This is a genomic window from Streptomyces avidinii, assembly GCF_045161815.1.
GTDB classification, from domain to species: domain Bacteria; phylum Actinomycetota; class Actinomycetes; order Streptomycetales; family Streptomycetaceae; genus Streptomyces; species Streptomyces avidinii.
Genome location: NZ_CP108863.1, coordinates 1,270,608 through 1,296,752 on the forward strand (window position 1 = coordinate 1,270,608; position 26,145 = coordinate 1,296,752).

Below are 26,145 nucleotides of genomic sequence, written 5' to 3' on the forward strand. Positions count from 1 at the left end.
CACCGGTATGACCCGCGACATCGCCCGCACCGACGAGAACGGGAAGGTGCTGACCAGCGACTACATCGCCATGCTCACCGGCGACGCCGACAGCGTGCGGTGCTGGCGGTGGCTGCCGACCACGGTGAAGTGACTCGTGTCCGACGAGTTGACGTGGATGACACCGGATCTGGGGGTCCCGGGCTGAACTCGGGACGAGGCGCGCGAGGGCGTGCCAAGGTACTGGGGGACAGCAAGTCAGATCGCGTTGGCGCGGCCCTGAGGGCTATGGAAGCCGGACTCCGGACCAGGCGTCGACTTCGCACTGTCTGTCGGCATTATTCCCTGCGGTCACGACGGTGCCGTTGGCATGCAGGCCAAGGGTGTGCGTTGAACCGGCCGCCACGGCGACAATGTCGCGCCAATCGCCGACTTCGCACTGTCGGTAGCTGTTGTCTCCCGCTGCGAGGACCCGTCCGGACGCAGTGACCCCGATGGTGTGGTAGCTGCCCGCGCTGAGCGCCACCACGTCTTCCCACTCATCGACCTCGCACGCCCCGGTTGCCCGGTCTCCGGTCGCTACTGCCCGCCCGTCGGCTCTGAGGCCGACGGTATGGAGATACCCGGCCGAAATGGTGGCCAGGTCACGCCACCCTTCAACGGCACACTGCCGTCGTCGGTTGCTCCCTGCGGCCAGTGCAGAACCGTCCGACCGGACGCCGACCGAGTGCCAGTCACCACACGAGAGGACGACCGTCTCGCGCCAGGACTGCACGTCGCACTGTCCTTCCGAACTCCGGCCAACTGCTAGCACGCGGCCATTCGCGAGTAGCCCGAGCGTGCGGCGCCATCCAGCGGCCACGGCCGTGACGCCTCGCCATCCGGCGACATCACATTGCCCATCGCCATTCCACCCCGTTGCCAGCACCGTGCCGTCCGACCGGAGTCCCACCGTATGAGACCTGCCCGTGTTCCTCGCGGTATGGACGTTGCCGGCTGCCACCGCGACGACGTCTTCCCATCGCTCGACACGGCATTCGGCGGCTGCGGCATTGCCCACTGCGAGAACGGTTCCATCCCAGCGCCGTCCCACCGAATGACGCCTTCCGGCCGCCAGCGCCGACGAGTTGGCGAGCATTCCGCCTCCTTGTGCTTGGCGCGAGTTCGCGACATGGGATGTCACCCTACTCAAGAGCTCCTGACAAAGGCATTGGACGTGGCGGTGGGGGTGATGAGGCAGGTGGCGAGGTCGAGGAAGGCTTCGTGGATGTCGTCGCGTCGTTCCCACCGAACGCGGAGCCGGCGGAAGCCGTGGAGCCAGGCGATGCTCCGTTCCACGACCCACCGGTAGACGCCGAGGCCGGAGCCGTGTGGGACGCCGCGGCGGGCGATCACGGGTTTGACCCCGGTCGCCCAGACCAGTCGGCGGTACTTGTCGTGGTCGTTGCCGCGGTCGGCCTGGAGTCTGTCCGGCCGTCTGCGGGGCCGGCCGACCAGACCGGCGACCCGCGGGATCTTCTGTAGCAGCGGCACCAGCCGGGTGACATCCTTGCGCCCGGCCTTGCACGGTCGACCAGTCCGCCTTCTTCGCCACCCGCAGCCTCTTCAGCAGCACCAGGTGCGGCTGGTTCCCTACGCCGGCATCGTTCCACGCGGCCGAACGCCGCCAGCAAGCCATACCGGAACCGAAGCCCAGCTCCTGCGGCAGATACTCCCGCTGGATACCGGTATGCAGGACGAACAGGATCCCGCACTAGGCCGTCTCTTTCGGATCTTGTCGGCCGAGTCCGCGGCGTCCGGTGCCGTGCCCGGCACGGCGGAGGGGCGCCCTTGTACTGGACGTACTCGGGCGCCCCGACAATGCGGCCGGGTGCGGTGCCGGACGCCGCGGGCCCGGCAAGATCCGGAAGAGACGGCCTGGGCCTGCCGGTCCCGCACCCGAGGTCGGCCCTCCGCCTGCTTCGGTGCTGGCTGTCAGGACCTCTACGGCGCGGAGCCCCGGTTCAGGGCCGCGTCGAGGGTGATCGCCGCGTCGATGAGGGCGAGGTGGGTGAATGCCTGTGGGAAGTTGCCCAGTTGGCGTCCGGTGAGGTCGATCTCCTCGGAGTACAGGCCCAGATGGTTTGCGTAGCCCAGCATCTTCTCCAGGACGAGCCGGGCCTGGTCGATCCGTCCGGCCCGGGCGAGTGCGTCGACGTACATGAAGGTGCACAGGGAGAAGGTGCCCTCGGAGCCGCGCAGGCCGTCCGGCGACGCCTCGGGGTTGTAGCGGTACACCAGGCTGTCGCTGACGAGTTCCTGCTCCATCGCGTCGAGGGTGGAGGCCCACATCGGGTCCTGGGGGGTGAGGAAGCCGACGGTGGGCATGCGCAGGAGCGAGGAGTCCAGGACCCCGCTGCCGTAGTGCTGGACGAACGCGCCGCGCTCCGCGCTCCACCCCTTGGCCATGACCTGTTCGAAGATCCGGTCCCGGGTGGCGCTCCAGTGCTGTGTCGGTGCGGGGCGGCCGCTGAAGTCGGCGTGCCGCAACGCACGGTCGAAGGCCACCCAGGACATCACACGGCCGTAGGTGAAGTCCTGCGCCCCGCCACGGGTCTCCCACAGCCCTTCGTCGGCCGAGTCCCAGTGGTCCGCCAGCCACTCCAGCACGCGGATCAGGCCGGTCCACCCCCGGTACCCGAGGTGGATGCCGTGCCTCTGCGCGAACGAGATGCTGTCCAGCGCCTCGCCGTAGATGTCCATCTGGAGCTGGGTGGCCGCTCCGTTCCCGATGCGGACGGGCGCCGAGCGTTCGTATCCCTCCCAGTGGTCCAGGGTCTCCTCCTTCAGGTCGGAGGAGCCGTCGACCGCGTACATGATGTTCAGCGGCCCGGTATCCCCCTCCTCGCCCGCCCGTTCCTCGATCCGGTCGCCGAGCCACCCGATGAACGCCTTCGCCTCCTCCGTGAATCCCATGCCGAGCAGGGCGTACACGGAGAAGGAGGCGTCCCGGATCCAGGTGTAGCGGTAGTCCCAGTTGCGCTCGCCGCCGAGCTGCTCGGGCAGCCCGGCCGTCGGGGCAGCGATCACGGCGCCGGTAGGGGCGTAGGTCATCAGCTTCAGGGTCACGGCGGAGCGCTCCACCGCCTCGCGCCAGCGGCCGGTGTAGCGGGAGCCGCTCAGCCAGGTCCGCCAGAAGCCGATGGTGGCCTGGAAGATCTCCTCGTACTCGGCGAGGCGGATCTGCCGGGGCGGGCCGTCCGCCGCGGACTCCAGCATCAGCCCGCGCTGCTGTCCCGCCTGCAGGTTCAGGGTGAGACGCAGGTCGTGTTCACCCGTGAGGAGGTGCCCCAGCCGCTCGTCGTCCGGTTCCCGGATGGCGTGCACGGTCAGGGTCGTGCCGTCGGCGGTGAACACCGCCCCGTTCTCGGTGATGTGCAGCGCGTGCGACTTGCGCCCGTAGTCGAACCGGGGCGCGATGTCGATGTCGAAGGTCATGCTGCCGCGCACGCAGCGGACCATGCGGACCAGCCGGTGGCGGGCCGTGACCGTGGTGCCGGTCAGGGGCATGAAGTCGACCACCTCGCCGGCGCCTGCCTCGGTCATGAAGCGGGTCACCAGGATCGCGGTGTCGGGCAGGTACAACTGTTTCGTCGCGTACGTCGCGTGGGCCGGGCGGACCGTGCAGTGGCCGCCCTTGTCCTTGTCCAGCAGGGCTCCGAACACGCTGGGCGAATCGAAACGCGGACAGCAGAACCAGTCCACCACTCCGTCGGAGTTCACCAGCGCCGCGGTCTGCAGATCGCCTATCAGGCCGTGATTCTCGATCAGCGGGTACTCGTCCATCAGGGCGTCCCTTCCGGCATGCGTCGCCGCCCGGATCTCGGCCCCCCGAACCAGCGTATGCCGGGCCCGCGGTACCGTCCCGCCGAGCCGGGACCACCCCACGACGTACAACGTAAGACGTGGGGGGCCATGGGGCCGGACTGCGGAGCGGCCCGCCGGGCGCGGAGCGCTTCAGCCGTCGTTTGCGAGACCGCGGTCGGGGGCGCTCATGTCTCCCGTCGCGGGAATGCCGTCGGCCAGCCCGTAACGCAGGTACACGGTGCCCTTCGGGCCGGCCACCGGCGGTGCGAGGAGCGTGACGTTGGTGGGCACCGCCCCGCCGTCGAACACCTTCTTCCCGACACCGAGCACGATCGGGTGCAGCCAGAGATCGATACGGTCGAAGAGCTTCTCGCGCAGGAGGGTCTGCACGAGGTTCAGGCTCCCGACGACCTTCACGTGCCGGTGCCGCTCACGGATCTCACGCACGGCTCCGGCGAGGTCCGGGCCGAGCTGCGTGGACCGGGCCCACGAGAGGTCGGGCCTGCCGCGGGAGGCCACGTACTTCGGGACGCTGTTGAAGAGCGTGGCGATCCCGCCGTCCTCGCCGCCCTTCTGGTGGGGCCAGTAGGCGGCGAAGATGTCGTACGTCCGCCGGCCGAGCAGGAGGGCGTCCGTGCCCTCGTACGCGGCACCGACCTGCGCCCCGGCGACCTCGTCCAGCAGGGGCGCCTGCCAGCCGCCGAACGGGAACCCCACGGGGTCCTCGTCGGGGCCGCCGGGCGCCTGCCCGACGAGGTCGAGGGTCGCGAACAGTTCGAGGTGGATGAGGCCCATGGCGTACTCCCGGTGCGTCGGTTGTCTCCGTCAAGAGATAGACCGGCGGGCGCCCGCAGACTCATCGCCGCGACGGAACCGGATCACGGACTACACCGGGCGGAGGTGCGGTGCGGCCTCGTCGGCGGTGTAGGAGGAGGTGAAGGTGAACGCGCGCGGGGAGGGGCCGTGCGCCTGCAGGTCCGCCAGCCGTTCCAGGGACTCACCGACGGTCGGGAGGTGCCCGGCGGGCACCCACCAGAGGACCAGGTGCGCCTCGACGTGCCGCTCGAACCAGTCGCGGCGCTGCCGCATCACCTCCAGGTGCCCGCTGCGGTAGGCGAAGTCCCACAGCGCCTCCTGGTTCTCCCACACCGAAAGGTTGACGATCACGTCCTCACCCGCCGGGCGCAGGCCGGTGGCGTCGCCCGTCCCCTCCTCCACGAGCCGCCACACGAAGCCGGGCGCGGCGTCGGCAGCGGCGTTGACCGGATCGAGCATCTCGACGAACGGCGCCGTGCGCGGGTCGTCGAGGGGGTGACGGAGCGTGGCGACGTTGAGCTGGGCGAGGTGGTGGGCGGCATGCGGGGATGCGGTCATGGCCTCATCCCAGCACGACGCGCTTTTCTATGTCAACCATCGTTGTTTTTAGAATCCTCCACCACCACGCAACACTCCCCCGGCCGCGCGTCCATGCGGGCGCGGACCGGACCGTCCGCACCGAGCAGCCCCTCCAGCAGCGCGAGATTCATGCCACAGACGAGCGGCGGGAAGCGTTCGGCCACGGCATGGAAGGGGCAGTTGCGCATCCGGACGACGCGTGCGGCCGCCCCCTCGGCTCCCTGGTCACCCTCGGCGCCCAGGTCACCCTCGCCGCCTTCCAGGTGCGGTTCATAGCCGCGCGCGGCCAGCACCTCCATGGCCTCCGCAAGGCCGCCACAGGGCGCCGCCGGGCCGCGCAGGGCCTCACCCCTGCGGCGCGCGGACGCGCACAGCTCGGCGTCCAGCCCGGCCTCCTCGGCCGCCTCGGCGAGCAGCTCGGCGGCGGTCCGGTAATCGCGCGCGGGCAGCGACACCGACCGCTCGGCCCGTACTCGCGTGTACACCTTGGCCGGACGGCCGGCCCCCGGACCCGAGCGGCCCGTCAGGCGGCGACTGCCGCTCTCCAGCAGCCCCACCTGAGCCAGTTTGTCCAGATGGTGCGCGGCGAGCGTGCGCGCGACCCCGGCCGCCTCGGCGGCTTCGTTGCGGCCGACCTCGCGGCCCTGTGCCGCCACGTACTCGTACAGACGGCGCCGCACCGGATCCTGCAAGGCCGCGATCGCATCGATGTCCTTCACCCGGCCATTCTAGGAACAACGCAGATGGGAATTAGAAGCGCGAAACCCGTGCCGGATGTCGGTCCCCGCCTCGGCCATGGCCTCGACGTGGGCGGGTTCACGGCATCGGCGGGGGCGGAGCCGGCGGAGCGGACCTGGACCCGGCCCCGGCGAGGTGGGTGAGGAAGGCGGCGGCCGTTCGGGAGCTGACCGGTACGCTCCGGCCGGGGCCGACGAGGATCCCCGGCTGTCCGCCGGCGCCGGGAGCACCCGGCGTGCGGCGGGCACGGGGCGGCGGTGAGTGCCGCGGGTGCAGGTGGACGGGGCTACCAGCGCATGCGGACGTCCTCCGCCCAGCCCAGCAGCCGGTCCACCACGATCCGCTCGCCGTCGTCCGTGCGGATCGAGCCCGTGTAGTGGCCGAAGCACTGATCCGTGCGGTTGGCGAGGAGGCCGATGTCGGTGCGGGTGGTCCGGTTGTGGAAGGGCGTGAACACCAGGTCCACCCGGGCCGGTTCAGGGGTGCGGATCGACCACGGCGCCAGGTGGTCGCCGCGGGTCCAGTGCCACTCCAGCTCCTGGCCGATCTTGCTGATCCGGCCGTCCACGCACACCGCGTTCTCCGTCGCGCCGGTGCCGCGCGTCCAGCGGCCGCCGAACTGCAGCCCGACGGTGCGTCCGTCCGTGCGGCCGGAGGCGGCGCCCCAGTTCCACGCGACCGAGCGGGGCCACCGGCCACGTCCGTGGTCGAGGGTGCCCCAGGCACCGTCGCCGAACGCCAGCACGTCGCCGCCGATGCGCACCGTGCCGGACGCGGGCCGGGCCGTGTGCTTGGAGGTGTACTGGAAGCGGCGTTCGTCCCAGGGCACCACCACCGAGAGGGTCTCGTGCCCGGCGGGCATCCCGACGAGCAGGTCCACCTCCACCGGAAGGCCCTGCGGACCCGTACAGCGCGCCCGCAGGCGGGTGGCGGACTCCTCGCCGTGGATCTCGATCCGTACCCGGCCCCCGGCCGGGTGGGGCGGTCCGACCACGAGCGACGGAGACCCCGGTTCCGGAGCTCCGGCGATGGTGTCGGGGAGGCGCACGCCGAATCCACCGGGCACGATCGCGGTGTGCTCGAACTCCCTTACCGCCGAACCGAATTCCAGAATGTAGATCGAGTTCAGGGCCAGGTAGTCGAGGTCGCTCACGGTCAGGGCCACCAGGTGGGTCGGAGTGGTCACGCACCAGTACTCCCACCGCTTCGTCCGCCCCCAGCCGGGTATCCGACAGCGGTGCAGCGGCCGGCGTGACCAGCCGATCGCTGCCGGGTCGATCCTTCCGTCGGTACGGCACAGGTCGACGGGAGCGGTGATCTCGCGTTCGTGCGTGGCCATGGCCAGACCCTACGGGCTGTCCCGCAACAGCCCCCGGCGGGCACCGGCGCAGGGTTCGACGCCGTCCGCGAACACCGTTGTCAGTGGCCCCTCGTAGCGTTTTCCACATGACGCGAACCGCACACACCTTCGCCTACGCCGGATCCTCCGCGCTGACCGGCACCGGTACGAACCGCACCCTCGGCCTGGAGACGGCGGGCGGTCTGACCCCCGCCGGGGCCGAGGCGCACCCCCGGTTCTTCGCCGGTTTCCTGAGCGAGCCTCAGGCCGCCGCCCGAGCCCTGCTGGCCGTCGCGGACGTGGCCGCGGCCCGCTACTTCCGGCGGACCGAGCGGGCTTCCCTCGACCCCGTGGTCACGGGCAACGGCGACCGGCTGCGCTTCGAGTCCTTCTCCGGCTGCTGCGGGGTCTACGCCCGCCTCGACGTCCTGCCCGAGGGCCTGCGCGGGGCCGACACCGGCCACGGCACCACCAACGTCGACGTCAACAACCCGCTGCGCGAGGCCCTGTCGCGGCTTACCGGCGACGACCCGCTGCACCTGCGGGTCGGCCCCGACGAGATGGCGGTGACCACCCTCGACGGGCCGGTTGTCGAGAAGAAGGTGCCGCTGCCCGACCGTTGGCTGCGCGGCTTCGCCGAGTCCCAGGCCATCACCGCCGGATTCGACCTCCGCGCGGAGCTGACCGCCACCGAGACCGTACGCTTCCTGCGGTCGCTCCCGCGCAGCGGCCCCGGCGGCGGAGCCGCGAGCCGCGCGCTGTGGGTGGTGCCGGCGGGCCGGACGCTGCGTCCCACCACCCGCCCCGTACCGGGCGCGGTCTGCCTGCCCGGCCCCGAACGCCTCGCCGCCCTCCAGCGCGTCCTGCGACAGGCCACCGGCCTGCGCGTGTACGGGCCGACGGGCGACAACGCCGCCCCCACCGCCTCCGCCTGGGAGATCGCGCTGCCCGGCATGCGCCTCACGCTCACCCTCTCCCCCGAGGCCGACCGCGGGTTCTCCGGCGAGGGCAGCGTCCTGGAGGCCCTCGCCACCGACACGGCGGCCGAGGACGCCGAGCTGGTCTCCGTCCTGCTCGCCTGGGAGCCGCGCATCGACCCGGCCGATCTCGCCGAACAGTCGGGCCTCACGGTGGAGCGGGTCCGGGCCGCCCTCACCCGTCTCGGTACGGCCGGCCGGGTCGGTTACGACCTCGCGGAAGCCGCGTACTTCCACCGCGAACTGCCCTACGACGCCCGGCGCGCCGAGCGCCACAACCCGCGCCTGGTCGCTGCCCGCGCCCTCCTGGAACAGGATGCCGTCACGCTCGACGGCCCGCTCACCGCGCACGTGGCTTCCGGCGAACGCCGGTACACGGTGCGTGATTCCGGCGGCGCCCTCGGCTGCACCTGCCAGTGGTGGGCCGACTACCGGGGCCGCCGCGGCCCCTGCAAGCACGCCCTCGCCACCCGCATGGCCCGCCGGGCCGCAGCAACGGGCACCTCGACCACCGCAGCCACCGCCACCGCAGCCACCACCGCCACCGCCGGAGACGTACGATGACCACCCCGCTCGACATCCTCGCCGCCGTCCGGGCCGGCCGTACCCGCCGGCTGCCCGAGCTGCTGAAGCCGCTGGACCGTGACCTGCGCAGGGACCTGCTGGCCGCGCTGAAGGAGCTGCGCGGCGAACTGCGGGCCGCCGGCTGGGACCGCTGGCAGGAACGGGACCTGATGAGCCCGGCGCTGCTGGTCGCCGGCGCCGCCTGCCAGACCGGAGCCGCCGCCGCGGCCGCCTGGATCGGTGGCCGCGACATGCGCCGCGGGCGGCGCCTGCCCGAAAGCGCCCTCCTCGACGTGCTCGCGGACCGGGACCCGAAATGGCTCGGCGACCTCGCCCACCGGCTGGCCGCGCGGCCCTCCACCGCCCAGGAGGACTACGGGCTGATCCGCGCACTCGTTCTCCGGGCCGACTGCCCGATGCCCACCACCGACGGCTGTGTCGAGGGCTGGGCGATGACCTCGCAGACCTTCCGGGCCCCGCTCGCCGACGGGCTGCGCGGCGACCCCCACCTCACCGCTTTCGTCCCGCGCCTGTTCGAGACCCCCGAACCGGTCGCCGCCCTCGCCTGGCAGTGCGAGCCGGACGACCCCCACCACTGGCCCACCGCGCTGGCCACCCTCGCCGGGGAAGGACTGCTCGACCGTGCCGCGCTCCTCGACGGCTGCACCGCCCGCCTGCTGCGTGGCGGTACGGCCCTCCAGCTGAAGCCGTACCGGACCGTCCTGGAGGTCCTTCGGCCCACAGAGGAGGAGGATCGGGTACGGACCGCCGACTGGATCGCGCTCACCGCCGACGCGCCCTCCGCCGTGGCCGGGTACGCGCAGCAGGTGCTGGCGAGGCTCGCCGCCGCGGGCCATGTCCCGGCCGGCCGGCTGGCCGAGATGTCCGCCGCCGTGCTCTTCCGCCCCGAGAAGAAGCTCGTACGGGCCCAGCTCGTGCTGCTCGGCAGGCAACTCACCCGCGATCCGGCCGCCGCGCCCGAGCTGCTCCCCGTGCTCGGCGAGGCCTTCGGCCACGCGGACACCGACATCCAGGGACGGGCCCTGAAGCTGGCCGCCGCACACCTCGGCCAGGACGAGGACCTGCGCGCCGAACTCGCCGACCGTGCCCACCTGCTGAGCCCGGTCCACCGCGCCCGCGCCGTGGAGGTCCTCGGCGCGGACGCCGCTCCCGAGGAGGACACCGGCCCGTACCGTGAGCTCCTGCCGCCGCCCCCGCTCCCCATGGCGCTCGCTCCGGCCCCGGCGACCGTGGCCGAGACCGTGGAACTCGTCGCCGCCGTGGTCAACTCCCGTACCGAGACCGTCGAGGAGTACGAACGCGCCCTGGACGGCCTGGTCCGCCACACCCACCGGGACCGGGCCGCCCTGGCCGCGGCCCTGCGGCCCGCGCTCGCCGACCGCTACTGGCTCGACCCGGAGCGCCGCCACCTGTACACGGGCGACCTGCCCGGCCTGGAGCACGTCGCGGCCGCCGTGCTGGACGTCGGCCCTGCCGGGCCGCCTCCGCAGGCGCTCGTGAGCTGGCGCAGCGACTGCCACCACAGCGACGCGGCCGTGGCCCGCCACGCCCGCGTGGCCGAGATCGCACGAGCGGTCAGGACCCGACCGCTGCCGTTCCTCCTGGCCACGCCCACCGTGAGCACCGGCACCCTGGACCCGCGCACCCTCGTCGCACGGCTCGCCGCGTACGCCCGCCTCGGTGAGCGCCCCGCCCCGGCGGACTTCGCCCAGTCGCTGCTCCGCGTCCGCCGCGACGCCGCCGTCCTGCCGGAGGCGGCTGCTCTGGGCACGCCCGAGGGGGACCGGCTGGCGGCCTGGCTCGGCGAGCGGGGTCGTCCCGCGGCCGTCGCCCGCCGCACCGCCCCCGCCGAGTACCACCGCTACGGCGCAAACCCCGACCGTCTCGTTCTGGACACAGGTGAACGGGCCACCGTGGTCGCGGAGTTCCCCGAGGAGTACCGTGCCCTGGGCCGTGCCCGCACGGCATCCGGACGCTGCTGGGACGGCGGGGACGCCGACACCCTGATCGCCCTCCTGCCCGAGGACCGGGAGACCCTGGCCGCGTGGTCGCTTACCGCCGTCACCTCCTGCGCCCTCGACGACGAACGCGGCGGGACCGACGTCCTGCCGCGGCTCGCCGCCGCCGGCGGCCCCGCCGGACCGGCCCTCCACCTCGCCGTCGCGACCGGTCTCGGCGCCCGGCACGCCGAGGACCGGCTGCAGGCGGTCGACGCGCTGCTCACCCTCGCGGGCCGCGGCGAGCTGGACATCGAACGCCTGGGCGCCGATCTCACCGAACTGGTGGGCCTGCGCACGGTCAAGCCCAGCCGCCTCGCCGACTCGCTGCGCACCGCGGCCGCGACCGGTGCCCACGCCACGACCTGGGCCGTCCTCGGCGCGGTCCTGCCCGCGCTGCTCACCGGGTCCGCCGACCCGCGCGGTACGGGGGAACTGCTGGAGACTGCCGCCGAGTGCGCGGAGCAGTCCGGGGCCGCAGCGCCGCACCCCGCCGGGCTCGCCGAGACCGCGACCCGCCCGGGCCGCTCCCGGCTGGCCACCCAGGCCGCCCGCCTGCGCGATGCCCTCGACCGCAACCAGAAGGCTCTGGCACTGGCCGCGGGGTGAGGAACGCGCGACGGTCGGTTCTGACCCGGGCGGCCTCCGCCCGACCGGACCGGACCCGCGTGACAGGACCCGGCCGGTGTGACTACGGGCACCGGCCGGGTCCTGTGTACGGGATGTCCGTCATCGTCGTCGGCTCCCACCGCACCGTCCCACGCATCCGCACCCCGTGCATCGCCGGACGTGGCGGACGGGTGACGGTCAGGCGGAACCCGGCCCGTCCACGCGACGGGCGCGGCGCACGGGGCAAGGGGCACGGCGCACGGCGCACCGCGCACGGTCAGAGCATCTCCTTGATCTTGGCGACGGCGAACCCCCAGCCCTGCGCGAGGGTCGGCCTGCCGGGGACGGCCACCTCCTCGGGGTTCGTCAGCACGTCCAGCAGGACCGGCCCGGGTATCGCGAAGGCGCGGCGGACGGCGTCATCCAGGTCCGCCGGGTCGGTGACGCGGATGCCCTCGATACCGAGGGCCCGGGCGACGGCCGCGAAGTCCGGGTTGTCGAGTTCGGTGCCGAACTCGGGCAGGCCCACCTGTTCCTGCTCCAGCTTGACCATGCCCAGGCGCTGGTTGTCGAAGACGACGAGCTTGACGGGCAGGGCGTACGTCTTGATCGTCATCAGGTCGCCGAGCAGCATGCTCAGTCCCCCGTCGCCGCAGAAGGCGACGGTCTGGCGTTCGGGGGACCACAGCTGGGCCCCGATGGCCTGGGGCATCGCGTTGGCCATCGACCCGAGGTTGTACGAGCCGATCAGCCGGCGGGTGCCGCGCATGGTGACGAGGCGGGAGAGCCAGACGGTGGCCATGCCGGTGTCGGAGGTGAAGACGGCGTCGTCGGCGGCGTGGGCGTCCACGACGGCGGCCAGCGCCTCGGGCCGGATCAGGTGGCCGGGGTTGTCCAGGGCGGCCCGGGCCCGGCCCGTCCGGCGCCGGTCGTGGGCGGGGTCGGCCAGCCGCTGCTGGCCCTCCTGCCAGTGGCCGAACCGTTCCCGGGCGTCGTCCAGGTGCTCGCGGTCGGGGACCTGTTCCAGCAGCGGCAGCAGGGCGCGCAGGGTGGCGCCGACGTCGCCGGCCAGGCCGACGTCCACGGGGGTCCGGCGGCCCAGGTGGTCCTCGCGGCGGTCGATCTGGACGACCTTGACGTCCTGCGGGTACCACTCCCGGTAGGGGAAGTCCGTCCCGAGCATGAGGAGCACGTCCCCGCTGTCCAGGGCGTGGGCCGCGGCGGGGTTGCCGATCAGGCCGGTCTGGCCGACCTGGAAGGCGTTGTCGTCCTCGAAGCCCTCCTTGGCCTTCAGCGTGAGCACCATGGGGGCCGCGAGCCGCTCGGCGGTCCGCATGACCTCCGTGCGGGCGTCACGGGCTCCGGCGCCGACCAGCAGGGTCACCCGGGACGCGGCGTTGAGCAGGGCGGCGGCCTCGGCGAGGGCCGGGTCGTCGGGGCGGGTGACGGCGCGGTCCAGCGCGAAACGCGCGGGCCGGTCCTCGCTCAGCTCCTGGTCGCCGAGGTCGCCGGGAACGGTCAGGACGGCCACCCCGCCCTGCGTCACGGCGGCCCGTACGGCGCTCTCCATCATCCGCGGCATCTGGTCCGGGGAGGTGACGGTGGCCCGGTGGACGGCGACGTCGCGGAAGAGGAGGTCGTTGTCGACCTCCTGGAAGTAGTCGCTGCCGATCTCGGCGAGCGGTACCTGGCCGCAGACGGCGAGGACGGGCGCGCGGGTCTTGGCCGCGTCGTAGAGGCCGTTGAGCAGGTGCACGGAGCCGGGGCCCACCGTGCCCATGCACACCCCGAGGGTGCCGGAGAGCTGGGCCTGGGCCCCGGCGGCGAACGCCGCGGCCTCCTCGTGCCGGCAGCCCACCCAGGTCAGGGTGGCCGACGTGCGGATGGCTTCGGTCAGCGGGTTCAGGGCGTCCCCGACGACACCGAAGACGTGCTGGACGCCCAGCTCCTCGAGTGCGTTGACGATCACATGGGCGACGGTGCGAGCCACAGGAGTACCCCTCGGTCCGGTCTCAGCGGGTGAAGCGGTCGGGATCGGCCGCCTGCCAGTCGCCTGCCCAGCCTTCGGGGGGTGATGCGAGCAGTTGTCCGGGAGCGAGCCATTCGTGGAGCTGCGCGTAGGAGCGCACGGTGTGCGGATCCACCCGGTGGAGCAGCATGTGGGGGCGCAGCCCGCCCGGGTGCGCCACGCCCATGGCCGCCATGATCTGCTGGGCGCTCGCGACCGTCGCCTCCTGGTAGCGACGGACGCGCTGGGACTTGTCGCCCACGTCGAGGGCGCGGGCGCGGCGCGCGTCCTGGGTGGCGACGCCGACCGGGCAGGTGTTGGTGTGGCAGCGCTGGGCCTGGATGCAACCGAGCGCGAACATCATCGCGCGGGCCGAGTTGGTGAAGTCGGCTCCCTGCACGAGCCGTCGTACGAGGTCTCCGCCGGTGGCCACCTTGCCGGAGGCCCCGATGGTGACGCGCTTCCGCAGCCCGGTGCCGACGAGCGCGTTGTGCACGGTCATGAGCCCTTCGCCCAGGGGGAGGCCGACGAGGTCGGCGAATTCCAGCGGCGCCGCGCCGGTACCGCCCTCCGCGCCGTCGACCACGATGAAGTCGGGGGCGGTGCCCTCCTCCAGCATGGCCTTGCACACGGCGAGGAACTCGCGCCGGGAGCCGACACACAGCTTGAACCCGACGGGCTTGCCCCCGGCGAGCTCCCGCATCCGGGCGAGGAAGCGGACGAGCTCGCGCGGGGTGGAGTACACGCGGTGGTAGGGCGGTGAGACGACCGTCTCGCCCCGCGGCACCCCGCGCACCGCTGCGATCTCGGCGTTCACCTTGGCCCCCGGCAGCACGCCGCCGATGCCGGGCTTGGCACCCTGGCTGATCTTCAGGGACACGCACTTGACCTGCGGGAGCGCAGCCTTCTCGGCGAACTGCCGCTCGTCGAGGCCCCCGTCCTCGTCGCGGCACCCGAAGTATCCGGTGCCTATCTCCCAGACGAGGTCCCCGCCGGGGCGCGTGTGATACTCGGACAGTCCGCCCTCCCCCGTGTCGTGGGCGAAGCCGCCCAGCCGGGCGCCGGTGTTGAGCGCGAGGACGGCGTTGCCGGAGAGGGAGCCGAAGCTCATCGCGGAGACGTTGAGCAGGGCCATGTCGTACGGCTGTGAGCAGTCGGGCCCGCCGATGCGCACCCGGGGCGGCTCGGTGGGCTGCGGGCAGGGGGCCATGGAGGGGGCCAGATACTCGCTCCCGGGCAGGTAGAGGTCCTGTTCGGTACCGAACGGTTCCGCGGAGTCGGTGCCCTTGGCCCGTTCGTAGACGATGCTGCGGGTGTCGCGGTCGAAGGGGCGGCCGTCGGTGTTCCGCTCGACGAAGTACTGCTGGAGCTCCGGCCGCACCGCCTCGAGCGCGTAGCGCAGGTGCCCGGCCAGCGGGTAGTTCCGCAGGAGGGAATGGCGGCGCTGGGTGAGGTCGTGGACCGCGGTCGACGCGAGCAGCAGGAGCGGCCCGGCGGCGGCCCACCACCAGGGCGACAGGACCAGGGCGGCGAGGGCGGCGCCCGCTGCGAGTGACGCGGACAGGACGACCAGTGTTGTCTTGAGCACGGTGCGCTTGTGTCCCGGGGACCGGCCGTCATGCGCGCCGGCCGCGGATCGGGTCGCCGAGACGCCCGGCGACCGGACGCGAACGCGAACTCCGGTGAAAGTGCCCGGACCTGGGCCTGTTACCTCGTGCGGGTGACTGCCGGCTCTTCTGACGCGGCTCCTTCCGCGGTGCGCGAACCTCATCCCTGTACGGCCTGTCCGGATTCCTTCAGCCGGGGTGAAGTCAATGAGGCGTGGGTCGGCTCCGGCCATGAGGACCGGGGCCCGGTCCGGCACGTCATGTGCCGGACCGGGCCACCGCTCAGAAGTTCCAGCTCTGGCTCAGGGCGCCGTTGCAGCCCCAGCTCACCAGGAGTTGGCCGTTCTCAGGCCGGCCGGCCAGGATGTCGAGGCACTTCCCGTTCATCCGGTTCCGGATCTCGTTGCCATTGCGGAACCACTTCTGGTTGCTGTTGCCGGTGCAGTCCCACATGCTCACCGATCCTTGGTCACCCTGGTGGTAGGCGTAGATCTCCAGGCACTTGCCGTTCAGGTTGGATCGGATCTGCTCGCCGTCCCAGCGCCACTGCTGGTTGGTGTTGCCGGTGCAGTCCCACGTCACGGTGGAGGCGCCGTTCTCCTGATGGAACATGAAGACGTCGGCGCACCTTCCGTTCAGGTTGGACTTGAGCAGCGGTGCCACGGCATGTGCCGGCGAACCGGTCAGGGTGCCGCCGACCGTGAGCCCGATGGCCGCCAGCAGCGGCGTCAGGCGCTTCAGAGCTTTCATGCTGTTCCTCCGTCTGACCGTTGCGCGGTTGCGCTGGACGATGTCTAGTGCTGTGACCGGAAAGGTTTGCCGGGTCGCGGCGTCCGGTGCGGTGCATCGCAAGGCGGAGGGCCACGGGCCGTACTGGACGTACTTCCGTGGTCCGACAACGCGGCGAGGTGCCGTGCCGGGCGTCGCGACCCGGTGGACCTTTCCGGTCACAGCACTAGGCCGCCTGCGGTTGTCCGGTGCCGGGATGTCGGCGCCGGACATCAACAGCCGGACAACCACCCCTCATCGCGCCTGCGGAAGACTCCTGAAAGGAGGGCCGTGCCCCGCGCCGAACGCCCGCTCGACCTGGACACCGGTCCGCTGACGCGGTTCGCGGCCGACCTGCGGACACTGCGCGAGGCGGCGGGACGGCCGCCGTATCGGGCCCTGGCCCAAAGGGCCCACTACTCGTCCACGACGCTGTCGGACGCCGCCGGCGGGCGCACGTTCCCGAGCCTGAGCGTCACGCTGGCGTACGTGGCGGCCTGCCGGGGCGACTGCCGCGCATGGGAGGCCCGATGGCACGCGGTCGCCGCGGAGATCGCCGTCGGCGCACCCGGCGTCGAGTGCGCGGAAACCGGCCTGCAGGGGGCACCGTACGCGGGGCTGGCGGCGTTCCAGCCTGAGGACTCCGACCGCTTCTTCGGACGCGAGCGGCTGACCGGCGAGGTGCTGGCGCAGGTGCGTGAGCGCCGGTTCCTGGCGGTCTTCGGGCCCTCCGGATCGGGGAAGTCCTCGCTGCTGCGGGCGGGGCTCGTCGCCCGCGCGCGGGCGACGGGGTGGCCGGTGATGCTCTTCACGCCGGGTCCCCACCCCGTGGAGGAGTGCGCGATCCGCCTGGCCGCCCTGACGGGAGAGCCACCCGGCGCGTTGCTGGCCGAGCTGCGGGGCGATCCGGCGACGCTGCACCTGCGGATCCGGCAGGCCACGGTCGACCGCTCGCCGGACATCGACACGCTGATCGTGGTCGACCAGTTCGAGGAGGTCTTCACCCTCTGCCGGGACCGGGACGAACGCGACGCGTTCATCGCGCTGCTGATCGCGGCCACCACGGCGGCGACCGGCCGGACCCGGGTCGTGCTCGGTGTGCGCGCCGATTTCTACGGCCACTGCGTCCAGGACCCCCACCTGGTCGAGGCGATGCGCGACGCACAGATCGCGGTCGGTCCGATGAGCAGTCAGGAGTTGCGCGAGGCCATCACCCGGCCGGCCGTGCGCGCCGGGTGCACGGTGACCGGCCCGCTGCTGGCCGCGGTGGTCGCGGACGCGACCGGTCGGCCGGGGGCGTTGCCGCTGGTCTCCCATGCGATGGTCGAGACCTGGCGCCGCCGCAGCTCGGAACCCCGGCGGAACTCCCAGTCGTACGGACCGCCCATGGAGTAGGGCGAAGAGCCCTGTCCACTCCCGGTCACGGCGACGAACCACATGTACCCGATGCCCGTCGCCCGGTCGTCCTCCACCTGGAAGTCCATGTTCAGAATGTGGTGCTGAATGCTCGGGAAGTGCGCTTCCGCCTGCTCCACCTTCGCCCGGACGGCCTCCCTCCCCTGGATCTCTCCCCAGGGCCCGAAGTCCAGCACCGCGTCCTCGGCCCAGCACTCGATCCAGGTCCGCCAGTCCTTGCGGTCCAGCGCCCGCCAACCGCGGATCATCAGCCTCCGCAGCGCTTCCTTGTCCTCCAGGACCCGCAGGCGGCGCAGCAGGTCCTCCTCGTACGTCCCGGCGCTCACTGCGCGCTCGCAGCAGGACGCACGACGATCTCGTTGACGTCGACCCCGGCCGGCTGGGCCACGGCATAGGCAATGGCCCCGGCGATGGCGGACGCCGGCAGTGCCACGGCGCGGTACGCCTTCATGGCCTCCCGCGCGGCGGGATCGGAGATCCCTTCGGCCAGTTCGGACTCGGTCACGCCCGGAGAGACCAGAGTGACCCGGACGGAGCCGTCCGACTCCTGGCGCAGCCCTTCGGTGATCGCACGGACGGCGTACTTGGTCGCGCAGTAGACGGCCGCGGTGGGCGACACCTCGTAGGCGCCGACGGAGGCGACGTTCACGACGTGCCCGCCGCCCTGGGCGCGCATCACGGGCAGGGCGGCGGCGATCCCGTGCAGCACACCCCGTACGTTCACGTCGATCATCCGGTCCCACTCGTCGACCTTCAGTGCGTCCAGCGGCGAGAGCGGCATCACCCCGGCGTTGTTGATCAGCACGTCCATGCGGCCGTAGTGCTCCCGGGCGGCGGCCACGAAGTCACGTACATCGGCGGCGTCGGTGACGTCCAGCCGCCGGAAGGCCGCGGTACCGCCTGCCTCGTTGATCTCCCGGCTCAGCGCATCGAGCCGGTCGGTGCGCCGCGCGCCCAGCAACAACCGGTGGCCATCGGCAGCGAGCCGCCGAGCCGTCTCCTCCCCGATCCCGCTGCTCGCTCCGGTAATGGCCACGACCTTGGCTTCGTTCCTCATACCTGCTCTGCTCCTCGTTCGAAGCGGATGACTCCGCCCGACCGAGTCTGCGCAAGCCCCAGCCGGCCAACCAGGACACAACGCACCCTGGCACCGCGCCTCCCCGCCCCCTAGGGGGCGGTCACGCTGCCGAGCCAGAGCAGGTCACGGGCCCGGGTCATCGCCACGAAGAGCCGGCTGCGCCGTAGTTCCTCGCGCTCCCGGGCCGTCTGCGGCGTCTGCGTGCCGCCCGTCGTCTCGGCCGGCGTGCCGTTCGCGAACACCTCGTCGTGCCGGGGCAGGAAGACGTTCTTGAACTCCAGACCCTTGGCCCTGCGATAGGTGCCCAGCTTCACCGCGTTCACCGCACGGCCGTCGTAGTGCTCCAGCTGGCACACCGGGAGCCCCGCCTGGGTGAGCAACCGCTGGTAGTGGCCGGTGGCGCGCAGCGAGGGGCACAGCAGGGCGGTGTCGGCGAGCGCACCGTCGGGCAGGGAACGCAGGGCGCCCAGGAGCTCCCGGTCGTGGGCGTCCACCGTGGGCCTGGTGACGCGTACGACGTCCCCGTCGTGGTAGGTGAGGTCGACATCGCGGCGGCCGGGGGTGCGCTCGCCGTCGAGGTCCTCGAAGGCGTCGTCGGCCACGACGGTGAGGGCCGCGTCCAGGATCTGCTTGCTGTTGCGGTAGTTGGTGCGCAGCACCTGTCCGCGGTCGCCGCGGATGTCGATGCCCGCATCGGTGAGGCGGAAGCCGCCCGGGTACACCGTCTGCTGGCCGTCGCCGACGAGCAGCAGACCGTTGGGCACGTCACCGACGAGCGCGTGCAGGAGACGCACCCCGACGAGCGTGAGGTCCTGGACCTCGTCCACGATGACGGCCGAGTACGGCGGCCGCTCGCGGCCGCGTGACGCCTCGGCCAGGGCGAGGGAGAGGACGTCGTTGAAGTCGTGGACGCCGCGCTCGCCGCGCAGCGATTCGTACGCCTCGTACAGCTCCCACACCGACCGCCGGTGCGTACGGTGGAGGCTCGCCCTCCGCCGTCGCCTGGGGACGATCGCGTACTCCTCGAAACGGGTGAGGCCTCGCCCCTTGATGACGTAGTCGATCTCTTCGTGCCAATAGGCGGGGGCGGGGTCGAGCTCGGCAAGTCGGCTCTCGCGGCCGACGTGTTTCCAGGCGAGGCTGAAGGCGGTCTCGGCCTTGTCCCCGTGCAACCGGACCGGTACGCCGCGCTCCTGCAGGAATTCCTGTGCCCAGGAGTGCAGGCTGCGGAAGTCCACCCGGTCGGCAACGGCGGGAGCCATGGCCTTGAGGAAGGTGCTCTGCACACGGGGCAGGTTGTTGGCGAAGGTGACGTACAGGATGCGGCCGGTCGTCCGCCTGGCCAGGTGGGCCGCACGGTGCAGGGCGACGACCGTCTTGCCGGTGCCGGCCGGTCCGCTGATGCGTGCCGGGCCCGACCAGTTGCGTCGTACCAGTGCCACCTGATCGGGGTGGAGGAAGGTCATCCACTGCTCGATCGGCGCCTGCAGGGCACCCTTCAGGGCTGCATCGCGCAGCCCTTCCAGGTCGAACAGCCCGTCCGGGGAGCTCGGTCGGTGGCCCTCGGGCACCGGCGGGGTCTGCCGGTCGACCGCCGAGCCCGCGTAGTCCGGGAACACCCGCTCCAGGTGATCGGCGATCGCCCGGACCGACTCGACCCGCAGCCTGTGCCGCTGGGACAGCAGCACGGGGCCGATCTCGTGTTCGCCCAGGAGCCGTATCCGGCCGAGGCTCGCGTCGCGGCGCTGCCCGGCGAACACCACGAGCGGCTGGACCGCCACCGGCGACATGCCCAGGGACGCCACCGCGCTCTCGGCAGCCTTGGTGGCGGTGAGCAGCCCCGCCGCCCGTCCGTCCCCCGGCTCGCCGCCGGCCGTGACCTGGAGGACGAAGACACCGCCGGGCCCCACCAGCAGCATGTCCGCGTCGGCGGTCCGCGTCCGGGACCAGTGCCGGTCGACGAGCAACCGCCACCCGCGCGCGGTCAGTACCAACAGCTGCGCGAGGACCCGCTGTTCGTCCTCGCCGACCGCGTCCCACCGCAGGGCCTGCCGACGGCCGGCCTGCCACTGCTCCCGGAGTAACCGCTCCTGCCGCCGCGCGTCCTGCGCCCGCTGCGATGCCGCCCCGCCTGCCCCCATACCAGCCCCCCTCGTACGCGGAGCAGCGATCATAGAGCGGAACGCAACCGTTGCGGCAGGGCGCCTGCCGACGGGGAACGCGGTTCAGTCCTGCCAGTAGAACAGCAGTGTGCGGACGTCCAACGGGTCGCGGCTGCCGAAGTAGTACACCCCGAGGCCGGTGACCCGGATCGAGCCGACGGCATCGTCGATCCAGCGGAACCCGGCCGATTCGAGGGCGCGGCGCACGTCCGGATCCTCGTTCCAGTCGGCGGCGAACCGGCCGAGCGTGCTGATCCACACCTCGCCGTCGCCCTCGCCGTAACCGATGACGTCGTACGTACCGTCCCCCTGCTGGTTGGCGTCCCCGCAGGAGACCGGCGGCTTCGGCGCGAGGCCCGCGGCGGTGAGCGCGGCCGTGGCCCGCAGCAGCCGCTCGGCCGGGTCGGAAGCGGGCGGCCGCTCCGCGCACAGGGCTTCGATCCGCCACCGCGGATCGCTCCGCTCCTCGCACCACTGCCCGTACTCGTGGACGATGGCCGCCCTCAACTCCTCGTCCAGGCCGGTCACCTCGACGCGGGGCCGGCCCGACTCCTCGTACAGCCGCCGGGTCTCGGCGACGTCATCGGTCATCCGGTACAGCGCGTACACCGCCCACAGCTTCGCCTCCTCGGTCGGCGCCCCGGCGAGGTAGCCGCGCAGCCGCTCGGGGTCGGTCAGGAACTCCTGGGCGCGGTACGCGACCGTGCGGTCGGGGTCCGCGAGCGCATCGGTGACGTCCTCGCCGGCGTGGTGGCGCATCCGGACGCCGCTGGAGCGGTCCTCCGGGCGGCCCTCGTCGAGTTCGGCCAGCACCGCCTCGGCCCCGTACCGGGCGGCCAGTCGGTCGAGCCCCGCCTCGCCGATCTCCCGCCGGTGACGCCAAGGGCCGAAGGCGAGCGCCGACAAGGCCCCCGCCGCCGAAAGGTCTCCGAGCGCTCCGCGGGCCCCCAGGACCGCCTCGGCCATGCCGTACGAACTGTCCTGGTGCCGGTCCTCGTGCCGCAGCCAGGGCAGCAGCTCAGGGCGGTCCGCGAGCAGTTTCAGCAGCGCGATGCGCACTTCGCTCACATCACCGGTGTCGTAGACACGCGCGATCAGGTCGGCCACGCGCCGCTCCGGCACCCGTCCGGCCAGTGCCTCGACGCAGGCTCGCCGGCGCCACCACGGCTGCGCCGCGTCGGCCACGCACTTCGCGAGGGCGTCCGCGTCGTACCCGCGCAGCCCCGCGGTGACGGTCCGGCCGGCTTCCGGGCTCAGCATCTTGATCGTCTTCGGCATCCGGGGATGTTACCCGGTGGCATCGGACGGGCTCCGCCGAATATTGCTCATGAACTACGGCTGCGCATTCAGTCACCCTCTGTGTTTAACGACCCGGATTTCGGTAACAAGATGTAGTAACAGGCAGTCAATTACCGACGGAAGGCAGGAACATGAACCTCGTTACCGTGCTCATCCTCGTCGCGGTCCTGGTACTTGTCGGCCTGCTGATCGCGGCCCCCAGCGCCAACGTACGGCGCAACCCCTTCCCGGGCCGCCGACAGCGTGCCGACCACCGCCGCTCGGGCGCTCCCCGGTCGGCACGGGTACCGGGACAGCGGGGCATCCAGCACCACGCGCGGTAACCGTCAGGCCGGAGGAGCATCCCGTGACCAGCCAGCGTCGTCCCATCGTTCCCCCGTGACCAGTGAGTTGTTCCGGACTGCGGTGATGACGTGATGACGGTCACGGTCGTGGGGCGACGGCCCGCGGTCATCCCTCGTGCGGGGGCGTGCGGAGGCGCGCGGGCGCACGTACGGGCGCGTACGGCCGGGCCGGGCCACGGGGTGACCACCGCGGCCCGGCGGCCGGTCGTCAGACGGACTCGGTCGCGAAGAGCTCCAGGTGGCCGCAGTGCGGGCAGCGGAACACCTCGATGCGCCGCCGGGGTCTGCCCGACCGCCCGGCGCCGCCGAACAGGCCGCGTTCCAGCGGCCCGGCGATCCAGCGTGCGTACCCCCGGTCCGGCTGCCGGCAGCGGGTGAGGAACTTCACCGCGCGGGGCGCCCCGGACGGCGGCCCGCGTTGCTAGATTGTCCGGCGGCCTGTCCTGGGCCCCGGACGAGATGCGCCGTACCCGGTTACGCACGACGACGCGCGAGGTGCTGCACGAGCAGCGCCGACCGCTGTCCGCACCCGGGCAGCGTCCTCGTCGAGCAAGATGGGCCGAACGCGATGACCGTGCCACTCACCCGCAGCCTGTACCGGACGACCGCGCACGCCGCCGGGGGCCGTACCGGATCCGTCCGCACGGACGACGGACGTCTGGACGTCCACCTCGCCCCGCCGCGCAAGAAGGTGCCCGGTACCACCAACCCCGAGCAGCTGTTCGCGGCCGGTTTCGCCGCATGCTTCACCTCCGCCCTCGCGGAGGTCGCCGCCGAGTTCGGGGCGGACGCCTCCGCCGCACGCGTGGCCTGCGAGGTGCAACTCGGCACCACGGACACACCCGCGGGCTACGGCCTCGCGGTGACGCTCACCGTCGGCCTGCCCGGGTGGCGGGCGGCGGACCTCCAGCCCCTGCTGCACCGGGCCGACGCGGTCTGCCCGTACTCGCAGGCCGTACGCGGCAACGTACCGCTGACGCTCCTGGCCGTGGACCTGAACCTGGACGGGGACGTGGATGGGGACGTGGACGGGGACGGGGACGTGGACGGGCCGGTCGGCGATGACCGCGCCTGAACCGGGGTCCGCGGGGCACTCCGGAGACCTCCCGGACGGCCCCGGCGTCCCGGTGCCCGAGCACGGAGCCTGGCTGCGGCGCGGCATCAGCCGCAACGGCGGACCCCTCGTCGAGGACCGCGAAGTGGTGTGGCTGCAGGCCGGGTCGTACTACGCCGACAGCCGGGGCTTCGCCGGCACGACGTCCTTCGACGGCTCCCAGGTGCACTTCCACCACCTCACGGGCGAGCCCGGCGAGGACGCCGGCACCTTCCGGTGGGACGGTGCGAACCTCGTCGAGAGGGGCACCAACCCCGACGGCTCCACCTTCCTGGAGGTCTGGACCCCGCTGCCCGCCGACGACGGCGCCTGCGGCTCCTGGTCGGGCCCGGACCACCACGTGGTGCGCCTCGGCCGCCACGTGGTGCACGTCGATTCCCGCACCGGTACGTACTGGCGGCTGTAGGCCGTCTCTTTCGGATCTTGCCCGACCCTCCCGCGCGGACCACGGCATACTGAGAAGCGGACGGTGTCGGCAGGCCACGCCGAACAGAGCGGTGAGGGAGGCCCCTGATGACGCAGCTCTTCTTCGACAGCGGGAACCTCGAGGCCACCGAGGCCTTCCTGTCCGCGGCCTACACCCCCATGCAGATCGGCGGACGCCCCTGCGACACCCGGGCGCGGATCTCCCGTACAGAGGTCGGCGGGCTCAGCGTGGACCGTCTGTCGTTCGGCTACACGATGGGCTACGACGCGGGCTGCCTGGGCAAGGTGTGCCTGGTCACGATGCACAGCGGCAGCATCGTGGACACCACCGGCGGCCGCGAGGAGATCTTCGGTCCCGGCGAGACCTTCCTCCTCGCACCTCACGACCGGCCTTATGCGGGACAGGTCCACGCAGCCCGGTACACGATCACGATGTTCGACCCCCGGCTGCTGAACCGGGTCGCCTCCCTGCCGGGGGACAAGGGCGTGCGGATCACCGGGGCCCGGCCGGTCGGTCCGGCCGAGAACAGGCGGCTCGGCGCCGCCGTCGCCTATCTCCGCGACCACGTCCTCGACGAATCCGCCGCTTGCGACGACGACGAAGGCGGACTGCTGGTGTCCACCGCCGTCCAGCACCTGGCGGCCACGGTGCTCAAGACGCTGCCGAACAGCGCCCGGTCGGACAGGGCCACCCCGCGGGACACACGCGACGCGCACAGCGACACCCTGCGCCGCGCCGTCTCGTTCATCGAGGCCAACGCCCACCGGGACATCACGCTCGCCGACATCGCCGCCTCCGTCCCGGTCACGCCGCGTGCGGTCCAGTACGCCTTCACCCGCCACGCCGGCACCACGCCGCTCGGCCACCTCCGGCGCGTCCGGCTGGACCGCGCCCACGCCGAACTCCGCGCCGCCGAGCCGTCCGGCACCACGACCGTCGCCGCCGTCGCCGGGCGGTGGGGCTTCGCCCACCAGGGCCGCTTCGCCGCCGCCTACCGTCAGGCGTACGGCGTGGCGCCCTCCGTCACCCTCAGAACCGGCGGACGCCGCTGACCCGACCGGCCGCGGTCAGGGCGCCGCGCGGGTGGGCCCGTAGCCCGTCTCGCCCGTATCGGGGGCGCTGATGTTGAACAGCAGGTCGGCGCCCGTGATGGACAGCAGGCGCAAGAACTGCGGGCCGGGGTCGGCGAGGATCAGGGTGCGCCCGTTCGACTCGCACAACAGGCGTGCGCGCAGCAGGGCGTTGAGACCGGCGGAGTCGCAGAACGCCAGCCGCGTGAGGTCGACGACCACCCGCTCCGGAGCGCCGGGATCGGAGCACGCCACCAGGAGCACGCTGTTCAACGCGTCGACATGGTCGAGGTCGAGGTCACCGGTGACGGTGACGACGCTGGAGTCGATGCGTGTGACGACCGTGACGCTGTGCGGACCGCGGCCGGCCGGCAGGTTCATCTCGGTCCTTCCGTCGATCCACGGGTGGACCTCCGTCGGCGACCACCCGGGCCCGACGCTATCCGGGCCCGAGGCGGCGCACAGCCGCGGAAACGAACAACCGGACGTGTTCGTTTGACGGACAAGCACCCCCGTCCGGAGGGGGGCGGACCATCAGGGCAGCAGACCTGCCGGGAGGTATTCCGCGTACGTCGGGGCCGGCCGACCGGTGGTCTGGCGGACGAGGTCCCCGATGGGATCGGCGGCCTCCTCCGGGTCCGGCACCGGCGTGCCGAGGCGGGCGGCGACATCCTTGCGGAGCGACGGGAGCAGGGCGTAAAGGCGGTCACCGGGGCAGGAGGTGGCGTTGAAGTCGCGATGGCCGTAGATCTCCGACGCGGGCAGGCCGTACTGGCCGCAGATGTGGGCGCACAGATCCGCCAGCGCCGCGTACTGCGCCGCCGGCGGGACCTGCGAGGTGTAGGTGCCCTCGTTCTCGATGCCGATCGACACCGTGTTCTGGCCGACGCAGTGCGCCGCCCGCACCTGGCGGGTACCGGTGCGCAGCTCCGCCAGGCTGTTGTGGCGCCCCTCCAGTACGAAGGCCCCGCGGCTGACGGTGAAATGCTGACCCGTGTCGATCCAGCCCTGCGCGTCCATGTGGTACGTCTGGATCGCGCGGGCGAGGGCGACGGCGCGCTGCTTCGAGTAGTCCGTCACGTTCGCCGTCGCGGTGTGGTGGACGACGATCCGCTCCGGACCGTTGGCGAGGACGACGACGGGTTCGGACGCCGCCCGCGCACCCCAGGCGGCGCAACCGATGATGTCCGGTGTGGCGGCGGAGTACGCCCGCCCCGCCGCGGCGAGCGGCAGTGCCGCGCCGGCGGCCAGGGCGAAGGCTCCCGTGAGGATCGACCGGCGGGTGTGCGGGGCCGCGGCGGCGCGTGCCGACGGCTGGTGCAGTGCGGAGAAGGTCATGCCGCGCCATTGAAGGGGACCCCGGCTCCACCGGCCGCGCAGACACACC

At 72.5% G+C, this 26,145-nt stretch carries 23 protein-coding genes, 2 pseudogenes and 1 riboswitch; of the genes and pseudogenes, 8 read left to right on the forward strand and 17 right to left on the reverse strand.

From position 1 onward, the window contains the following. Positions 1-7 precede the first annotated feature (7 nt). Entirely contained in the window at positions 8-133 is a 126-nt protein-coding gene (locus OG373_RS05835) for a hypothetical protein (RefSeq protein WP_405436398.1), read from the forward strand. Between the two features lie 132 nt (positions 134-265). Here the strand turns inward: OG373_RS05835 and OG373_RS05840 are convergent, their stop codons facing one another. The 7 genes and pseudogenes from OG373_RS05840 to OG373_RS05870 all read right to left on the reverse strand — a co-directional run bounded on the left by OG373_RS05840 (position 266) and on the right by OG373_RS05870 (position 7,297). Continuing rightward, the gene (locus OG373_RS05840) at positions 266-1,117 is read right to left on the reverse strand and encodes an RCC1 domain-containing protein (RefSeq protein ID WP_405436400.1); all 852 of its coding nucleotides are present in this window, start codon (positions 1,115-1,117) and stop codon (positions 266-268) included. Between the two features lie 50 nt (positions 1,118-1,167). Then, positions 1,168-1,841 (reverse strand): annotated as a pseudogene (locus OG373_RS05845) (transposase). Between the two features lie 121 nt (positions 1,842-1,962). Beyond that, positions 1,963-3,804: a glycoside hydrolase family 15 protein gene (locus tag OG373_RS05850; RefSeq protein WP_405436401.1), complete on the reverse strand. Its 1,842-nt coding sequence runs from the start codon at positions 3,802-3,804 to the stop codon at positions 1,963-1,965. Between the two features lie 171 nt (positions 3,805-3,975). Further along, a complete protein-coding gene (locus OG373_RS05855; RefSeq protein WP_405436403.1) occupies positions 3,976-4,620 on the reverse strand; it encodes a dihydrofolate reductase family protein in 645 nt (214 codons plus the stop codon). A 90-nt stretch (positions 4,621-4,710) separates the two neighbouring features. Next, the gene (locus tag OG373_RS05860) at positions 4,711-5,199 is read right to left on the reverse strand and encodes a DUF3291 domain-containing protein (protein WP_405436405.1); all 489 of its coding nucleotides are present in this window, start codon (positions 5,197-5,199) and stop codon (positions 4,711-4,713) included. Between the two features lie 32 nt (positions 5,200-5,231). Further along, a complete protein-coding gene (locus tag OG373_RS05865) occupies positions 5,232-5,939 on the reverse strand; it encodes a helix-turn-helix transcriptional regulator (protein WP_405436407.1) in 708 nt (235 codons plus the stop codon). A gap of 305 nt (positions 5,940-6,244) precedes the next feature. Beyond that, positions 6,245-7,297: a DUF2804 domain-containing protein gene (locus OG373_RS05870; protein WP_405436409.1), complete on the reverse strand. Its 1,053-nt coding sequence runs from the start codon at positions 7,295-7,297 to the stop codon at positions 6,245-6,247. A 107-nt stretch (positions 7,298-7,404) separates the two neighbouring features. On the opposite strand from OG373_RS05870, the gene OG373_RS05875 reads away from it, so the two are divergent. Then, on the forward strand, positions 7,405-8,838 hold the full coding sequence (locus OG373_RS05875; RefSeq protein WP_405436411.1) for an SWIM zinc finger family protein: 1,434 nt from the start codon (positions 7,405-7,407) through the stop codon (positions 8,836-8,838). Next, positions 8,835-11,465 carry a DUF6493 family protein gene (locus OG373_RS05880; protein WP_405436412.1) on the forward strand — a complete coding sequence of 877 codons (2,631 nt, stop codon included), beginning with the start codon at positions 8,835-8,837 and terminating at the stop codon, positions 11,463-11,465. The genes OG373_RS05875 and OG373_RS05880 overlap by 4 nt, the downstream gene beginning before the upstream one ends. Before the next feature lie 277 nt (positions 11,466-11,742). On the opposite strand, the gene OG373_RS05885 is transcribed toward OG373_RS05880, so the two are convergent. The 3 genes from OG373_RS05885 to OG373_RS05895 form a co-directional block, all read right to left on the reverse strand. After that, positions 11,743-13,455: a thiamine pyrophosphate-dependent enzyme gene (locus OG373_RS05885; RefSeq protein WP_405436414.1), complete on the reverse strand. Its 1,713-nt coding sequence runs from the start codon at positions 13,453-13,455 to the stop codon at positions 11,743-11,745. A gap of 22 nt (positions 13,456-13,477) precedes the next feature. Continuing rightward, positions 13,478-15,061 (reverse strand): FMN-binding glutamate synthase family protein, encoded by a 1,584-nt coding sequence (locus tag OG373_RS05890; RefSeq protein WP_405436415.1) that lies wholly within the window; start codon positions 15,059-15,061, stop codon positions 13,478-13,480. A 301-nt stretch (positions 15,062-15,362) separates the two neighbouring features. Further along, positions 15,363-15,830, reverse strand: coding sequence for an RICIN domain-containing protein (locus OG373_RS05895; RefSeq protein ID WP_397728084.1), 468 nt, complete (start codon positions 15,828-15,830; stop codon positions 15,363-15,365). Positions 15,831-16,139: 309 nt separating this feature from the next. On the opposite strand from OG373_RS05895, the gene OG373_RS05900 reads away from it, so the two are divergent. Then, on the forward strand, positions 16,140-17,243 hold the full coding sequence (locus OG373_RS05900) for a helix-turn-helix domain-containing protein (RefSeq protein ID WP_405436418.1): 1,104 nt from the start codon (positions 16,140-16,142) through the stop codon (positions 17,241-17,243). Between the two features lie 17 nt (positions 17,244-17,260). Here the strand turns inward: OG373_RS05900 and OG373_RS05905 are convergent. The 4 genes and pseudogenes from OG373_RS05905 to OG373_RS05920 form a co-directional block, all read right to left on the reverse strand. Beyond that, a pseudogene (locus tag OG373_RS05905) lies at positions 17,261-17,512 on the reverse strand (nuclear transport factor 2 family protein); the annotation flags it as partial. Positions 17,513-17,586: 74 nt separating this feature from the next. After that, positions 17,587-18,321, reverse strand: coding sequence for an SDR family oxidoreductase (locus OG373_RS05910; protein ID WP_405436420.1), 735 nt, complete (start codon positions 18,319-18,321; stop codon positions 17,587-17,589). A gap of 110 nt (positions 18,322-18,431) precedes the next feature. Continuing rightward, entirely contained in the window at positions 18,432-20,483 is a 2,052-nt protein-coding gene (locus tag OG373_RS05915) for a UvrD-helicase domain-containing protein (protein WP_405436422.1), read from the reverse strand. An 84-nt stretch (positions 20,484-20,567) separates the two neighbouring features. Continuing rightward, positions 20,568-21,782: a hypothetical protein gene (locus tag OG373_RS05920; protein WP_405436424.1), complete on the reverse strand. Its 1,215-nt coding sequence runs from the start codon at positions 21,780-21,782 to the stop codon at positions 20,568-20,570. Between the two features lie 152 nt (positions 21,783-21,934). Between OG373_RS05920 and OG373_RS05925 the strand changes: the two genes are divergently transcribed. Further along, the gene (locus OG373_RS05925; protein ID WP_397728096.1) at positions 21,935-22,126 is read left to right on the forward strand and encodes a hypothetical protein; all 192 of its coding nucleotides are present in this window, start codon (positions 21,935-21,937) and stop codon (positions 22,124-22,126) included. Positions 22,127-22,355: 229 nt separating this feature from the next. Here the strand turns inward: OG373_RS05925 and OG373_RS05930 are convergent, their stop codons facing one another. Beyond that, positions 22,356-22,535 carry a hypothetical protein gene (locus tag OG373_RS05930; protein WP_405436426.1) on the reverse strand — a complete coding sequence of 60 codons (180 nt, stop codon included), beginning with the start codon at positions 22,533-22,535 and terminating at the stop codon, positions 22,356-22,358. Between the two features lie 42 nt (positions 22,536-22,577). After that, a riboswitch (guanidine-III (ykkC-III) riboswitch) is annotated at positions 22,578-22,640 on the forward strand. A gap of 75 nt (positions 22,641-22,715) precedes the next feature. On the opposite strand from OG373_RS05930, the gene OG373_RS05935 reads away from it, so the two are divergent. The 3 genes from OG373_RS05935 to OG373_RS05945 all read left to right on the forward strand — a co-directional run bounded on the left by OG373_RS05935 (position 22,716) and on the right by OG373_RS05945 (position 24,740). Further along, on the forward strand, positions 22,716-23,222 hold the full coding sequence (locus OG373_RS05935; RefSeq protein WP_405436428.1) for an Ohr family peroxiredoxin: 507 nt from the start codon (positions 22,716-22,718) through the stop codon (positions 23,220-23,222). Continuing rightward, complete coding sequence (locus tag OG373_RS05940; protein WP_405436429.1) at positions 23,209-23,667, forward strand: hypothetical protein; 459 nt, start codon at positions 23,209-23,211, stop codon at positions 23,665-23,667. Before OG373_RS05935 ends, OG373_RS05940 begins: the two co-directional genes overlap by 14 nt. A 107-nt stretch (positions 23,668-23,774) precedes the next feature. Beyond that, positions 23,775-24,740, forward strand: coding sequence for an AraC family transcriptional regulator (locus OG373_RS05945; RefSeq protein WP_405436430.1), 966 nt, complete (start codon positions 23,775-23,777; stop codon positions 24,738-24,740). Positions 24,741-24,755: 15 nt separating this feature from the next. On the opposite strand, the gene OG373_RS05950 is transcribed toward OG373_RS05945, so the two are convergent. Together OG373_RS05950 and OG373_RS05955 are read right to left on the reverse strand one after the other, a co-directional pair. Beyond that, positions 24,756-25,139: an STAS domain-containing protein gene (locus tag OG373_RS05950; protein ID WP_405436432.1), complete on the reverse strand. Its 384-nt coding sequence runs from the start codon at positions 25,137-25,139 to the stop codon at positions 24,756-24,758. A 153-nt stretch (positions 25,140-25,292) separates the two neighbouring features. Continuing rightward, positions 25,293-26,096: a peptidoglycan recognition family protein gene (locus tag OG373_RS05955; protein WP_405436433.1), complete on the reverse strand. Its 804-nt coding sequence runs from the start codon at positions 26,094-26,096 to the stop codon at positions 25,293-25,295. Positions 26,097-26,145 lie beyond the last annotated feature (49 nt).